At 54.2% G+C, this 15,045-nt stretch carries 11 protein-coding genes, 4 tRNA genes and 2 rRNA genes; all 17 read right to left on the reverse strand.

Going from position 1 to position 15,045, the window contains the following annotated elements; translation table 11 throughout:
- Position 1: 1 nt before the first annotated feature.
- Positions 2-4,075, reverse strand: a complete 4,074-nt coding sequence (gene rpoB, locus IF690_RS26785) for a DNA-directed RNA polymerase subunit beta (RefSeq protein ID WP_007925957.1) — start codon at positions 4,073-4,075, stop codon at positions 2-4.
- Positions 4,076-4,296: 221 nt separating this feature from the next.
- On the reverse strand, positions 4,297-4,662 hold the full coding sequence (rplL, locus tag IF690_RS26790) for a 50S ribosomal protein L7/L12 (RefSeq protein ID WP_007925956.1): 366 nt from the start codon (positions 4,660-4,662) through the stop codon (positions 4,297-4,299).
- 80 nt (positions 4,663-4,742) lie between these two features.
- Positions 4,743-5,243 (reverse strand): 50S ribosomal protein L10, encoded by a 501-nt coding sequence (gene rplJ, locus IF690_RS26795; protein WP_007925954.1) that lies wholly within the window; start codon positions 5,241-5,243, stop codon positions 4,743-4,745.
- Between the two features lie 198 nt (positions 5,244-5,441).
- Complete coding sequence (gene rplA, locus IF690_RS26800) at positions 5,442-6,137, reverse strand: 50S ribosomal protein L1 (protein ID WP_202698090.1); 696 nt, start codon at positions 6,135-6,137, stop codon at positions 5,442-5,444.
- The gene (gene rplK / locus IF690_RS26805) at positions 6,137-6,568 is read right to left on the reverse strand and encodes a 50S ribosomal protein L11 (protein ID WP_003176435.1); all 432 of its coding nucleotides are present in this window, start codon (positions 6,566-6,568) and stop codon (positions 6,137-6,139) included. The genes rplA and rplK overlap by 1 nt, the downstream gene beginning before the upstream one ends.
- A 118-nt stretch (positions 6,569-6,686) precedes the next feature.
- Complete coding sequence (gene nusG, locus IF690_RS26810; protein WP_002555501.1) at positions 6,687-7,220, reverse strand: transcription termination/antitermination protein NusG; 534 nt, start codon at positions 7,218-7,220, stop codon at positions 6,687-6,689.
- A 9-nt stretch (positions 7,221-7,229) separates the two neighbouring features.
- Positions 7,230-7,598, reverse strand: a complete 369-nt coding sequence (gene secE, locus IF690_RS26815; protein WP_009045851.1) for a preprotein translocase subunit SecE — start codon at positions 7,596-7,598, stop codon at positions 7,230-7,232.
- 45 nt (positions 7,599-7,643) lie between these two features.
- Positions 7,644-7,719, reverse strand: a tRNA-Trp gene (locus tag IF690_RS26820).
- A 53-nt stretch (positions 7,720-7,772) separates the two neighbouring features.
- Positions 7,773-8,966, reverse strand: coding sequence for an elongation factor Tu (tuf, locus tag IF690_RS26825; RefSeq protein ID WP_016702644.1), 1,194 nt, complete (start codon positions 8,964-8,966; stop codon positions 7,773-7,775).
- 84 nt (positions 8,967-9,050) lie between these two features.
- Positions 9,051-9,126: transfer RNA gene (locus IF690_RS26830), tRNA-Thr, on the reverse strand.
- 26 nt (positions 9,127-9,152) lie between these two features.
- Positions 9,153-9,226 (reverse strand) — tRNA-Gly (locus IF690_RS26835).
- Positions 9,227-9,251: 25 nt separating this feature from the next.
- A tRNA-Tyr gene (locus tag IF690_RS26840) sits at positions 9,252-9,336 on the reverse strand.
- Between the two features lie 142 nt (positions 9,337-9,478).
- Entirely contained in the window at positions 9,479-9,919 is a 441-nt protein-coding gene (locus tag IF690_RS26845; RefSeq protein WP_202698091.1) for a hypothetical protein, read from the reverse strand.
- A gap of 7 nt (positions 9,920-9,926) precedes the next feature.
- Positions 9,927-10,676 (reverse strand): pantothenate kinase, encoded by a 750-nt coding sequence (locus tag IF690_RS26850; RefSeq protein WP_202698092.1) that lies wholly within the window; start codon positions 10,674-10,676, stop codon positions 9,927-9,929.
- Positions 10,666-11,625 carry a bifunctional biotin--[acetyl-CoA-carboxylase] ligase/biotin operon repressor BirA gene (gene birA / locus IF690_RS26855; RefSeq protein ID WP_202698093.1) on the reverse strand — a complete coding sequence of 320 codons (960 nt, stop codon included), beginning with the start codon at positions 11,623-11,625 and terminating at the stop codon, positions 10,666-10,668. Before birA ends, IF690_RS26850 begins: the two co-directional genes overlap by 11 nt.
- Before the next feature lie 167 nt (positions 11,626-11,792).
- A 5S ribosomal RNA gene (rrf, locus tag IF690_RS26860) occupies positions 11,793-11,908 on the reverse strand.
- A gap of 148 nt (positions 11,909-12,056) precedes the next feature.
- Positions 12,057-14,948: ribosomal RNA gene (locus IF690_RS26865) — 23S ribosomal RNA — on the reverse strand.
- Positions 14,949-15,045: the final 97 nt, after the last annotated feature.

Below are 15,045 nucleotides of genomic sequence, written 5' to 3' on the forward strand. Positions count from 1 at the left end.
GTTATTCGGTTTCCAGATCGATATCGATGCCGAGGGAACGAATTTCTTTGATCAACACGTTGAAGGACTCGGGCATGCCCGGCTCCATACGGTGATCGCCGTCCACGATGTTTTTGTACATCTTGGTCCGACCGTTCACATCGTCCGACTTCACTGTGAGCATTTCTTGCAGAGTGTATGCAGCACCGTATGCTTCCAGTGCCCAGACCTCCATCTCCCCGAAACGCTGACCACCGAACTGCGCCTTACCACCCAGCGGCTGCTGGGTAACCAGGCTGTACGAACCGGTAGAACGAGCGTGCATCTTGTCGTCTACCAAGTGGTTCAGCTTCAGCATGTACATGTAGCCAACAGTAACCGGGCGCTCGAACTTGTTGCCGGTACGGCCGTCGGTCAGCTGCATCTGGCCGCTTTCTGGCAGGTCCGCCAGTTTCAGCATGGCCTTGATTTCACTTTCCTTGGCACCGTCGAACACCGGGGTGGCCATCGGCACGCCGCCGCGCAGGTTTTTCGCCAGATCCAGGATTTCCTGATCGGAGAAGCTATCCAGATCTTCGTTACGACCACCGATCTGGTTGTAGATCTCGTCCAGGAACTTACGCAGTTCCGCGACCTTGCGCTGCTCCTCGACCATGCGGTTGATCTTCTCGCCCAGCCCCTTGGCCGCGAGGCCCAGGTGGGTTTCGAGAATCTGACCAACGTTCATACGCGAAGGTACGCCCAACGGGTTGAGGACCACGTCGACCGGGGTGCCATTGGCATCGTGCGGCATGTCTTCAACCGGCATGATCACGGAGACCACACCCTTGTTACCGTGACGACCGGCCATCTTGTCGCCCGGTTGGATGCGGCGACGGATTGCCAGGTAAACCTTGACGATCTTCAGCACGCCTGGAGCCAGGTCATCGCCCTGCTGCAGTTTGCGCTTCTTGTCTTCGAACTTGTCGTCCAGCAGACGGCGGCGATCAACGATGTAGGCCTGGGCCTTCTCGAGCTGCTCGTTCAGAGCATCTTCAGCCATGCGCAGTTTGAACCACTGGCCATGCTCAAGACCGTCGAGAACTTCGTCGGTGATTTCCTGACCTTTCTTCAGACCGGCGCCACCTTCGGCTTTGTGGCCGACCAGGGCGGAACGCAGACGCTCGAAAGTGGCGCCTTCGACGATACGGAACTCTTCGTTCAGGTCCTTGCGGATCTCGTCGAGCTGGCTCTTCTCGATCGACAGGGCACGAGCGTCACGCTCTACGCCGTCACGAGTGAAGACCTGTACGTCGATGACAGTACCCTTGGTACCGGTAGGTACGCGCAGGGAGGTATCTTTAACGTCACTGGCTTTTTCACCGAAGATTGCACGCAGCAGTTTCTCTTCCGGAGTCAGCTGGGTCTCGCCTTTCGGAGTGACCTTACCGACCAGGATGTCGCCTGCGCCAACTTCAGCACCGACATAAACGATACCGGCTTCGTCCAGCTTGTTCAGTGCAGCCTCACCCACGTTCGGGATGTCCGCAGTGATTTCTTCCGGGCCAAGCTTGGTATCACGGGCCACACAGGTCAGTTCCTGGATGTGGATCGTGGTGAAACGGTCTTCCTGAACCACACGCTCGGACAGGCAGATGGAGTCTTCGAAGTTGAAGCCGTTCCATGCCATGAACGCGATGCGCATGTTCTGACCCAGAGCCAGTTCACCCATGTCGGTGGACGGACCGTCGGCCATGATGTCGCTGCGCTGAACCCGATCACCCTTGCTGACCAGCGGACGCTGGTTGATGCAGGTGTTCTGGTTGGAGCGGGTGTACTTGGTCAAGTTGTAGATGTCGACACCGGCTTCGCCTGGTTCAACTTCATCATCTGCAACACGAACCACGATACGACTGGCGTCAACCGAATCGATCACGCCACCACGACGAGCCACGACGCAAACGCCGGAGTCACGGGCAACGTTACGCTCCATGCCGGTACCTACCAGCGGCTTGTCGGCACGCAGGGTTGGCACTGCCTGACGCTGCATGTTCGAACCCATCAACGCACGGTTGGCGTCGTCGTGCTCGAGGAACGGAATCAGCGACGCTGCAACCGAAACTACCTGCTTCGGAGAAACGTCCATCAAGGTGACGTCTTCTGGCGCCTTGACGGTGAATTCGTTCAGGTGACGAACGGCTACCAGTTCGTCGATCAGCTGCCCCTTGTCGTTCATGGTCGCCGAAGCCTGGGCGATCACGTGATCGGCCTCTTCGATAGCGGACAGGAACACGATCTCGTCGGTCACCAGACCTTCTTTCACCACGCGGTACGGGCTTTCGAGGAAGCCATACTGGTTGGTGCGAGCATAAGCGGCCAGGGAGTTGATCAGACCGATGTTCGGACCTTCCGGCGTTTCAATCGGGCATACGCGACCGTAGTGAGTCGGGTGTACGTCACGAACCTCGAAGCCTGCGCGCTCACGAGTCAGACCGCCTGGGCCGAGTGCGGAGACACGACGCTTGTGAGTGATCTCGGACAGTGGGTTGTTCTGGTCCATGAACTGGGACAGCTGGCTGGAACCGAAGAACTCCTTCACCGCCGCAGCCACTGGCTTGGCGTTGATCAGGTCTTGCGGCATCAGGCCTTCGCTTTCTGCCATCGACAGACGCTCTTTGACCGCACGCTCTACGCGCACCAGGCCAACGCGGAACTGGTTCTCGGCCATTTCGCCTACGCAGCGAACACGACGGTTACCCAGGTGGTCGATGTCATCGACGATGCCTTTGCCGTTACGGATGTCGACCAGGGTCTTCAGAACAGCAACGATGTCTTCCTTGCACAACACGCCCGAACCTTCGATCTCGGTACGACCGATACGACGGTTGAACTTCATCCGGCCGACTGCAGACAGGTCATAACGCTCAGGACTGAAGAACAGGTTGTTGAACAGGGTCTCGGCCGCATCCTTGGTTGGAGGCTCGCCAGGACGCATCATGCGATAGATCTCTACCAACGCTTCCAGCTGATTGGTGGTGGAGTCGATCTTCAGAGTGTCGGAAACGAACGGACCGCAATCGATATCGTTGGTGTACAGGGTTTCGATGCGCACAACCTGAGCCTTGGCGATCTTCGCCAGGATCTCGGTGTTCAGCTCGGTGTTGCACTCTGCCAGGATTTCGCCGGTAGCCGGATGCACGATGACCTTGGCGGTAGTGCGGCCCAAGACGTAGTCCAGCGGCACTTCCAGCTCTTTGATCCCGGCTTTTTCCAGCTGGTTGATGTGACGAGCGGTAATACGACGACCCTGCTCGACAATAACCTTGCCTTTGTCATCCTGAATATCGAGGACGGCAATCTCACCACGCAGGCGCTGAGGCACCAACTCCAGGCTCAGGCTTTCGCCGCGCACATGGAAGACGTTGGTGGTGTAGAAAGCGTCCAGCACTTCTTCGGTGGTGTAGCCCAGCGCACGCAGCAGCACCGACGCAGGCAGCTTGCGACGACGGTCGATACGCACGAATACGCAATCTTTCGGGTCGAACTCGAAGTCCAACCAGGAACCGCGGTAAGGAATGATACGTGCGGAGTACAGCAGCTTACCGGAGCTGTGCGTCTTGCCACGGTCGTGGTCGAAGAATACGCCAGGAGAACGGTGCAACTGGGAAACGATTACACGCTCGGTACCGTTGATTACGAAGGTACCGTTTTCAGTCATCAGGGGGATTTCCCCCATGTAGACTTCTTGCTCTTTGATGTCCTTGATCGCTTTGTTCGACGATTCTTTGTCGAAAATGATCAGACGAACTTTTACCCGCAAAGGTACGGCGTAAGTTACACCGCGCAGCACGCATTCTTTGACATCAAATGCCGGTTCGCCCAAGCGATAACCGACATACTCCAACGCAGCATTGCCGGAGTAGCTGATGATCGGGAAAACGGATTTGAAGGCCGCATGCAGGCCCACGTCGCGGAACTGATCTTTAGTCGCTCCCGCTTGCAAGAATTCACGATACGAATCCAGCTGGATGGCCAGGAGGTACGGCACATCCATGACGTCCGGCAACTTGCTAAAGTCCTTGCGGATACGTTTTTTCTCAGTGTATGAGTAAGCCATCAGCGTTCCCCAGCTTGGTCACCTGCTTATTCGGCTTCTCCCGACGGGAGCAGCCAGAAAATCGTGCAAACTCTTTGGTTTGCGCCACCGCACAGGGTGGAGTACAGCACGTTAAAGGCGGCGACCCAGTCGGCCGCCAATAACGGAAAAAGGCCGGTGGCAAGAGCCACCAGCCATCAGCCTTCCGCTTAACGCTTGGGCTGGAGACACAAAGTCGATGCTTACTTCAGCTCGACTTTAGCGCCTGCTTCTTCCAGAGCTGCCTTGGCTTTGTCAGCGGCTTCTTTAGCAACGCCTTCCAGAACCATGGCAGGAGCGCCGTCAACTACAGCCTTGGCTTCTTTCAGGCCCAGACCGGTCAGCTCACGTACAGCCTTGATCACGTTAACTTTCTTCTCGCCAGCTTCGGTCAGCATGACGTTGAATTCAGTTTGCTCTTCAACAACAGCGGCAGCAGCAGCTGGGCCAGCAGCGGCAACAGCAGCGGTAACGCCGAAGGTTTCTTCCATTGCTTTGATCAGCTCAACAACTTCCAGAACGGTTTTCTGGCCGATTGCTTCGATGATTTGCTCGTTAGTCAGAGACATGACTATAAATTCCTGTATTGGGGTGACAGCCTACGCAGCCATCAAATTAAACATATGATTTTGAAAGGGCTTGCGGTGCCTTAGGCAGCAGCAGCTTCTTTCTGATCGCGAATGGCCGCCAGAGTACGAGCCAGCTTGCTGGTAGCGCCTTGGATCACGCTCATCAGCTTCGCAATAGCTTCGTCGCGAGTTGGCAGCGAAGCCAACACGTCGATCTCGTTTGCTGCGAGGTACTTGCCCTCGAACGCAGCTGCCTTGATCTCGAACTTTTCCTGACCCTTTGCGAACTCTTTGAAAATACGGGCAGCAGCGCCCGGATGTTCCTTGGAGAATGCAATCAGGGTAGGGCCGACGAACGCATCGTTGAGCACGTCATATTGAGTGCCTTCAACAGCGCGCTTGAGCAGGGTGTTACGTACGACACGTACATACACGCCAGCCTCGCGGGCCTCTTTACGGAGTCCGGTCATAGCGCCTACAGTCACACCACGGGCATCAGCCACGACAGCGGACAGAGCGCCTTTGGCAGCCTCGTTGACTTCAGCGACGATGGCCTTCTTGTCTTCGAGTTTAATTGCCACGGGTTTAACTCCTGCTTGTTACCGTTTCATCCAACCGAGGTCGGATGTCGTTTTGGTGTCTGATTCGGTAAGGAACCGGGAGCACCATCTGCGTAGGCTTGTGGTTTAAGACTTGCGTCGCCTACGGTCTTGGATAGCCCCCGCCAGGCAGGGACCCCAATTTTTCAATTGACGCAATCTCTTGCGTCAATCTGCGTCTTATACGTCCAGCGAACCCTGGTCGATGACCAGACCTGGGCCCATGGTGGTGCTCAGGGTAACGCGCTTGACGTAGATACCTTTCGAGGAAGCTGGCTTGATACGCTTCAGATCGGCGATCAGGGCTTCAACGTTTTCCTTCAGCTTGACGGCGTCGAAGCCGACCTTGCCAACGGAGGTGTGGATAATGCCGTTTTTGTCGGTGCGATAACGAACCTGACCAGCCTTGGCGTTTTTAACAGCGCTAGCTACGTCTGGAGTTACGGTACCAACCTTAGGGTTAGGCATCAGGCCGCGTGGACCGAGGATCTGACCCAACTGACCTACAACGCGCATTGCATCCGGGGAAGCAATAACTACGTCATAGTTCAGGTCGCCGCCTTTCATTTCGGCAGCCAGGTCGTCCATACCTACGCGATCAGCGCCGGCAGCCAGGGCAGCTTCAGCAGCTGGACCTTGGGTGAACACAGCTACACGTACAGTCTTGCCAGTGCCGTGTGGCAGCACGGTAGCGCTACGAACAACCTGGTCAGATTTACGTGGGTCAACGCCCAGGTTTACAGCGACATCGACAGACTCGCTGAACTTGACAGTCGACAGCTCAGTCAGGAGAGTAGCTGCGTCTACAAAGCTGTAGGCCTTGCCCGCTTCAATCTTGCCGGCGATAGCCTTTTGGCGCTTGGTCAGCTTAGCCATTACACACCCTCCACGTTAAGGCCCATGCTACGAGCAGAACCGGCGATAGTACGCACGGCTGCATCCATATCAGCTGCAGTCAGATCCGCGTTTTTGGTTTTCGCGATTTCTTCCAGCTGAGCACGGGTAACGGTGCCAACCTTAACGGTGTTCGGACGAGCAGAACCGCTGGTCAGGCCAGCAGCTTTCTTCAGCAGAACCGAAGCAGGGGTGCTCTTAGTTTCGAAAGTGAAGCTGCGGTCACTGTAAACAGTGATGATCACAGGAGTTGGCAGACCTGGCTCAAGACCCTGAGTACGGGCATTGAAGGCCTTGCAGAACTCCATGATGTTCACGCCGTGCTGACCCAGAGCTGGACCGACGGGTGGACTTGGGTTGGCCTGTGCGGCCTTCACTTGCAGCTTGATGTAAGCAGTAATCTTCTTAGCCATGAGGCACTCCAATTACGGGTTCAAACGCCTAAAAAGGCTCCCCGGTTACTTGCGCGTTTATCCCAGTGACGACAAAACCCCACAGCCTTGGGCTGCGGGGTATGGGATTCTCGTCCAGTTATGCCTTTTCGACCTGACTGAACTCTAGCTCTACCGGAGTAGAGCGACCGAAAATGAGCACAGCCACTTGGATCCGGCTCTTTTCGTAGTTAACTTCCTCGACAGTGCCGTTGAAATCAGCAAACGGACCATCGGTAACACGAACAACTTCACCTGGCTCAAACAGAGTCTTGGGCTTAGGCTTGTCGCTACCATCAGCAACACGACGCAGAATTGCCTCTGCCTCTTTGTCCGTGATTGGGGCAGGCTTATCAGCAGTACCACCAATGAAGCCCATCACCCGAGGAGTATCCTTGACCAAGTGCCAAGTACCCTCATTCATATCCATCTGAACCAGCACATAGCCTGGGAAGAACTTGCGCTCGCTTTTGCGCTTCTGGCCATTACGCATCTCAACCACTTCTTCAGTGGGGACCAGAATTTCGCCAAAGCCATCTTCCATGCCAGCCAGCTTTACGCGCTCGATCAACGAACGCATCACATGCTTCTCGTAACCCGAGTAAGCATGCACAACGTACCAACGCTTAGCCACGGGACACCCTTAGCCAACAATCAAGGAAACGAGCCAGCCGAGAAGGGAATCAAGCCCCCACAACAGCAACGCCATAACCAGAACAACAGCCACTACGATCAACGTGGTCTGCGTGGTTTCTTGGCGAGTCGGCCATACGACTTTACGAATCTCGGTCCGAGCTTCCTTAACCAGTACAAAGAAGGACTTGCCCTTGGCCGTCTGCAAGCCTACAAAGGCAGCTACAGCAGCAATGGCAAGCAAAGCGAGTACACGGTACAGGATCGGCGAAGCAGAGTAATACTGATTACCGACAACGCCAACGACCACCAAAGCAACTACTACAAGCCACTTGAGCAGATCGAAGCGAGAGCCTTGAGCTTCAGCTTTAGGAGTCATCTATGAAGATCCTGTGAAAAGAAAGCCAGATACACCGAGTGAATCTGGCAGGTCAGGAGGGAATCGAACCCCCAACCTACGGTTTTGGAGACCGTCGCTCTGCCAATTGAGCTACTGACCTAAAAACAAATCAGGCCGACCATTATGCCGGCCCGATGGAGATATATCAAGAACTTACTCGATGACTTTGGCTACGACGCCAGCGCCGACGGTACGACCGCCTTCACGGATAGCAAAACGCAGACCATCTTCCATCGCGATGGTTTTGATCAGAGTGACAGTCATCTGGATGTTGTCACCTGGCATTACCATTTCAACGCCTTCTGGCAGCTCGCAGTTACCAGTCACGTCAGTAGTACGGAAGTAGAACTGTGGACGGTAGCCTTTGAAGAACGGAGTATGACGGCCGCCTTCTTCTTTGCTCAGAACGTACACTTCAGCGGTGAACTTGGTGTGCGGCTTAACGGTACCTGGCTTAACCAGAACCTGGCCACGCTCAACGTCATCACGCTTGGTGCCACGCAGCAGAACGCCGCAGTTCTCGCCAGCACGACCTTCGTCGAGCAGCTTGCGGAACATTTCAACGCCGGTGCAGGTGGTTTTCTGAGTCTCGCGCAGACCAACGATCTCAACTTCTTCCTGGATGCGAACGATACCACGCTCAACACGGCCAGTTACCACGGTGCCACGACCGGAGATCGAGAACACGTCTTCGATTGGCATCAGGAACGGCTTGTCGATAGCACGCTCTGGCTCTGGGATATAGGTATCCAGAGTTTCTACCAGCTTCTTAACAGCGGTAGTACCCATTTCGTTGTCGTCTTGGCCGTTCAGGGCCATCAGAGCCGAACCGATGATGATTGGAGTGTCATCACCTGGGAAGTCGTAAGTGCTCAGCAGATCGCGCACTTCCATCTCAACCAGTTCCAGCAGCTCAGCGTCGTCAACCATGTCAGCCTTGTTCAGGAAGACAACGATGTACGGAACGCCTACCTGACGGGACAGCAGGATGTGCTCACGAGTTTGTGGCATCGGACCATCGGCAGCCGAGCAAACCAGGATCGCGCCATCCATCTGGGCAGCACCAGTGATCATGTTTTTGACGTAGTCGGCGTGACCTGGGCAGTCAACGTGCGCGTAGTGACGAATGTTCGAGTCGTACTCTACGTGCGCGGTGTTGATGGTGATACCACGAGCTTTTTCTTCCGGGGCGCTGTCGATCTTGTCGAAGTCAACACGAGCCGAACCGAAAACCTCGGAGCAGACGCGAGTCAGAGCAGCAGTCAGAGTGGTCTTACCGTGGTCAACATGACCAATGGTACCAACGTTGACGTGCGGCTTATTACGTTCGAACTTTTCCTTAGCCATCGAAATCACCCCCAGGAGAAGAATTGAGCAAGTCACACAAGCCATTAAAACAAAGGCAGATATTTTCATATCTGCCTTGTTATATGGAGCTCTTGAGCGGATTTGAACCGCTGACCTCACCCTTACCAAGGGTGTGCTCTACCAACTGAGCTACAAGAGCAAAACACTTTGCACAACCTGCAAACTTGGAGCGGGTAGCGGGAATCGAACCCGCATCATCAGCTTGGAAGGCTGAGGTTCTACCACTAAACTATACCCGCGGAGCTTGCAGCTCACGCTAAAATCTGGTGGAGGGGGAAGGATTCGAACCTTCGAAGTCGTAGACGTCAGATTTACAGTCTGATCCCTTTGGCCGCTCGGGAACCCCTCCTAAGCGAGGCAGCATTCTATACTATGCTCCCCTTCTGTCAAGCATTTTCTCATTAAAAACCTGAGGTTAGCTGCGTTGACTTCGCTTCGCCGCGCCTACCTCTAGAGGTCTTCACTGCGGAGCGGGCGCCATTCTATGCAAACTATTCGGCAGTTGCAATGCCTTCGCATGACATTATTTTATGTTTTAACTCATTGAATTCTTTAGCAAGATTCTGCAGCAGCGAATCATCCAGCAAATGCTTGCTTTCAGGGGCCACACGTAACCAGTAACCAGAAGCATCAGGCAGAGCCAAAGACCTCAACCGAACCTCCACTCCCAATGCCGACAGGCGCCGTTCAAGCGTTTGAGCCTGATCACGACGAGCAAAACCTCCTATATAGAGGCAGTCACCTTGAGCCTCACCTGCCTTGTCACGCCTGGAGAGCGAGCCAGACGACTCACTCAATAAGCGAATATCCTGCTGAGACCCTTTATAAAGCGTTAGAGGCGTTACCTCCTTCGCACGCAAAGGTGCCTCCTGCTGATGCCAGACGTAATAGAACACATTGAGAACCAGGAGCAGCAGGAACAACCAGCGCATAAAAACCTCAGGACAATGGGCACGCCATAGCCAATCCAACAAAAACCAGATCCGGGACTACTCGCCCCTGCGGCACAACCTCAGAAACCAGGTCAGCATCGCCACCAGTGAGGAATACCACGAAATCCTCCCCCCAGTAGCCATGCGCCAACTCCAACTGGGTCAGCACGAACCCTCTCAACATCAATGAGCAGCCGCGCTCTACAGCCTCGACTGTCGTACGCCCCGGCAACAGACTCACCAGCGCGCGCTCGGCAGATAAGTCGTCATACCGAATCCGACGAGTGTGAGTTCTCAGCTGATTACGCATCAATGGCATCCCTGGACAGATAAAGCCTCCCAAGTGCTCGCCATCCGCAGCAATGAAATCCGCAGTAACCGCCGTCCCGAAATCGAGTACCAGACAGGCACCAGCTGCAAGGCGAAAACCTCCCAGCATGGCAAGCCAGCGATCCAGGCCAAGTCGCTCAAACTCCTCATAACCATTTCTCACGCCGGCCATTTCTTTCGCAGGCGCAGCACAGACCACCGCAACGCCAAAAGCCTCTACCAACATGGAAGTAAGCTTGCTCGTCTCCTCGGCAGTGCGCACACTGACCAAGCGACAGCCGGTCAAGACCAAGCCGTCTAGCGCACGCAGACGCCCGACCAAAGCATCATCAGAATCAACCACACCCTCAGCAAATACCCCAAGCGCAGCATTAGCTAGAACGCGCCATTTAATGAAGCTGTTTCCGCAGTCAAGCTCAAGAATCATCGCGCATCCTCAAGCTGAGCTCACCACCGCTGTAGACCTTCTCAACCCCATCTACCCTCAATCGCAACGCACCCTGCTGATCGATGCCCATAACAACACCGTCTATTTTATTGACCCCAGCAATCAGAGACACCGTACTACCTTGCCACAAGTGATTCTGCTCCCATTCCTCTTGAATAGAGGAAAAGCCCTGGGCCTGGTGGCGCTCCAAGTAAGCCTTCAACATCATGCTCAGCCGAGCAACCAACCGGTTGCGATCAACCTGCTTGCCGGACTCAAGCCACATAGAAGTCCATTGCTGATCGATCTCGTCGGTTTTCTGCATGTTGACGTTGATACCTATACCTAGAACCACATGACAGACATCAGCAGGATCTCCAACCAACTCCAACAGGATTCCGGCGATTTTTTTTCGCCCAACCAAAACATCGTTTGGCCATTTCAGGCCCGCACCAGCAACCCCAAACTCGCGCAAGGTTTGCATGACCGCCAGCCCGACCACCAAGCTGAGCCCTTCAAGCTGGCGCATTCCACCATCGATGCGCAGTACGAGGCTGTAATAAACATTTTCTGCAAAAGGACTCGCCCATTTACGCCCTCTCCGGCCACGCCCCGCCGTCTGACGCTCAGCAAGCACTAGGAACGGCGCAGGTACGCCACGCTCGATAGCCCTCAGAGCCTCGGCATTTGTAGAGTCGATGGAACCGAAAGCCAGCACAACCCAAGGGCAATCCTTTGACTGTTCGTAAATATTGGCCGAACTCAAGAGCATCAGCGGAGCCGCCAACTGATAACCGCGGCCGCGAACTTTATGGACAGAGAGCCCCAGATCAGCCTCCAACTGCTGCAGCTGCTTCCACACGGCACTACGGCTAACACCCAAGGCGGCACCAAGGGCCTGGCCCGAGTGAAACCGCCCATCCTTCAGAAGCTCCAACAATGTCAGCATGCAGATCTCGCCTCACAATGAGGCAGGCATGATAGCCATGCCTAAGGCTGTTGCATAGAAAGCGCGACCGGCACGATCAAACAGCTAGCACTGCAATTCGGGATAGTTTTTCTGCGCGCAAAAGACAAAACCCCAACTGCTCTCGCAATTGGGGTTTCGGAATTTAATCTTGACGATGACCTACTCTCACATGGGGAAACCCCACACTACCATCGGCGATGCATCGTTTCACTTCTGAGTTCGGGATGGGATCAGGTGGTTCCAATGCTCTATGGTCGTCAAGAAATTCGGTGTGCCAACTCGTCTTTCGACGCTTCGGCAAATTGGGTATGTAATAGCTTTATGGTGCTGTTGTGAGTCGTGCAAACTTTCGGTTCGTTTCGTCTTCACACACCGCAATCCGCTGTTTAAGCAAATTGCTTGGGTGTTATATGGTCAAGCCTCACGGGCAATTAGTATTGGTTAGCTCAACGCCTCACAGCGCTTACACACCCAACCTATCAACGTCGTAGTCTTCGACGGCCCTTTAGGGAACTCAAGGTTCCAGTGAGATCTCATCTTGAGGCAAGTTTCCCGCTTAGATGCTTTCAGCGGTTATCTTTTCCGAACATAGCTACCCGGCAATGCCACTGGCGTGACAACCGGAACACCAGAGGTTCGTCCACTCCGGTCCTCTCGTACTAGGAGCAGCCCCTCTCAAATCTCAAACGTCCACGGCAGATAGGGACCGAACTGTCTCACGACGTTCTAAACCCAGCTCGCGTACCACTTTAAATGGCGAACAGCCATACCCTTGGGACCGGCTTCAGCCCCAGGATGTGATGAGCCGACATCGAGGTGCCAAACACCGCCGTCGATATGAACTCTTGGGCGGTATCAGCCTGTTATCCCCGGAGTACCTTTTATCCGTTGAGCGATGGCCCTTCCATACAGAACCACCGGATCACTAAGACCTACTTTCGTACCTGCTCGACGTGTCTGTCTCGCAGTCAAGCGCGCTTTTGCCTTTATACTCTACGACCGATTTCCGACCGGTCTGAGCGCACCTTCGTACTCCTCCGTTACTCTTTAGGAGGAGACCGCCCCAGTCAAACTACCCACCATACACTGTCCTCGATCCGGATGACGGACCTGAGTTAGAACCTCAAAGTTGCCAGGGTGGTATTTCAAGGATGGCTCCACGCGAACTGGCGTCCACGCTTCAAAGCCTCCCACCTATCCTACACAAGCAAATTCAAAGTCCAGTGCAAAGCTATAGTAAAGGTTCACGGGGTCTTTCCGTCTAGCCGCGGATACACTGCATCTTCACAGCGATTTCAATTTCACTGAGTCTCGGGTGGAGACAGCGCCGCCATCGTTACGCCATTCGTGCAGGTCGGAACTTACCCGACAAGGAATTTCGCTACCTTAGGACCGTTATAGTTACGGCCGCCGTTTACCGGGGCTTCGATCAAGAGCTTCGCGTTAGCTAACCCCATCAATTAACCTTCCGGCACCGGGCAGGCGTCACACCCTATACGTCCACTTTCGTGTTTGCAGAGTGCTGTGTTTTTAATAAACAGTCGCAGCGGCCTGGTATCTTCGACCGGCATGGGCTTACGGAGCAAGTCCTTCACCCTCACCGGCGCACCTTCTCCCGAAGTTACGGTGCCATTTTGCCTAGTTCCTTCACCCGAGTTCTCTCAAGCGCCTTGGTATTCTCTACCCAACCACCTGTGTCGGTTTGGGGTACGGTTCCTAGTTATCTGAAGCTTAGAAGCTTTTCTTGGAAGCATGGCATCAACCACTTCGTCACCTGAAAGGTAACTCGTCATCAGCTCTCGGCCTTGGAACCCCGGATTTACCTAAGATTCCAGCCTACCACCTTAAACTTGGACAACCAACGCCAAGCTGGCCTAGCCTTCTCCGTCCCTCCATCGCAATAACTAGAAGTACAGGAATATTAACCTGTTTTCCATCGACTACGCTTTTCAGCCTCGCCTTAGGGACCGACTAACCCTGCGTCGATTAACGTTGCGCAGGAAACCTTGGTCTTTCGGCGTGGGTGTTTTTCACACCCATTGTCGTTACTCATGTCAGCATTCGCACTTCTGATACCTCCAGCAAGCTTCTCAACTCACCTTCACAGGCTTACAGAACGCTCCTCTACCGCATCACTTACGTGATACCCGTAGCTTCGGTGTATGGTTTGAGCCCCGTTACATCTTCCGCGCAGGCCGACTCGACTAGTGAGCTATTACGCTTTCTTTAAAGGGTGGCTGCTTCTAAGCCAACCTCCTAGCTGTCTAAGCCTTCCCACATCGTTTCCCACTTAACCATAACTTTGGGACCTTAGCTGACGGTCTGGGTTGTTTCCCTTTTCACGACGGACGTTAGCACCCGCCGTGTGTCTCCCATGCTCGGCACTTGTAGGTATTCGGAGTTTGCATCGGTTTGGTAAGTCGGGATGACCCCCTAGCCGAAACAGTGCTCTACCCCCTACAGTGATACATGAGGCGCTACCTAAATAGCTTTCGAGGAGAACCAGCTATCTCCGAGCTTGATTAGCCTTTCACTCCGATCCACAGGTCATCCGCTAACTTTTCAACGGTAGTCGGTTCGGTCCTCCAGTCAGTGTTACCTAACCTTCAACCTGCCCATGGATAGATCGCCCGGTTTCGGGTCTATACCCAGCGACTAAACGCCCTATTAAGACTCGCTTTCGCTACGCCTCCCCTATTCGGTTAAGCTCGCCACTGAATATAAGTCGCTGACCCATTATACAAAAGGTACGCAGTCACAGAACAAAGTCTGCTCCCACTGCTTGTACGCATACGGTTTCAGGATCTATTTCACTCCCCTCTCCGGGGTTCTTTTCGCCTTTCCCTCACGGTACTAGTTCACTATCGGTCAGTCAGTAGTATTTAGCCTTGGAGGATGGTCCCCCCATATTCAGACAAAGTTTCTCGTGCTCCGTCCTACTCGATTTCATGACTAAGAGACTTTCGCGTACAGGGCTATCACCCACTATGGCCGCACTTTCCAGAGCGTTCCGCTAATCTCAAAGCCACTTAAGGGCTAGTCCCCGTTCGCTCGCCACTACTAAGGGAATCTCGGTTGATTTCTTTTCCTCAGGGTACTTAGATGTTTCAGTTCCCCTGGTTCGCTTCTTGCACCTATGTATTCAGTACAAGATAACCATCTTATGATGGCTGGGTTCCCCCATTCAGACATCTCCGGATCAAAGTCTGTTTGCCGACTCCCCGAAGCTTTTCGCAGGCTACCACGTCTTTCATCGCCTCTGACTGCCAAGGCATCCACCGTATGCGCTTCTTCACTTGACCATATAACCCCAAGCAATCTGGTTATACTGTGAAGACGACATTCGCCGAAAATTCGCGATTAAACTCACAAATTTTACCTTAGCCTGAATAAACACCA

Origin of the sequence: Pseudomonas sp. SK3(2021) (assembly GCF_016772375.1) — a bacterium.
Classification (GTDB): Bacteria; Pseudomonadota; Gammaproteobacteria; order Pseudomonadales; family Pseudomonadaceae; genus Aquipseudomonas; species Aquipseudomonas chlororaphis_I.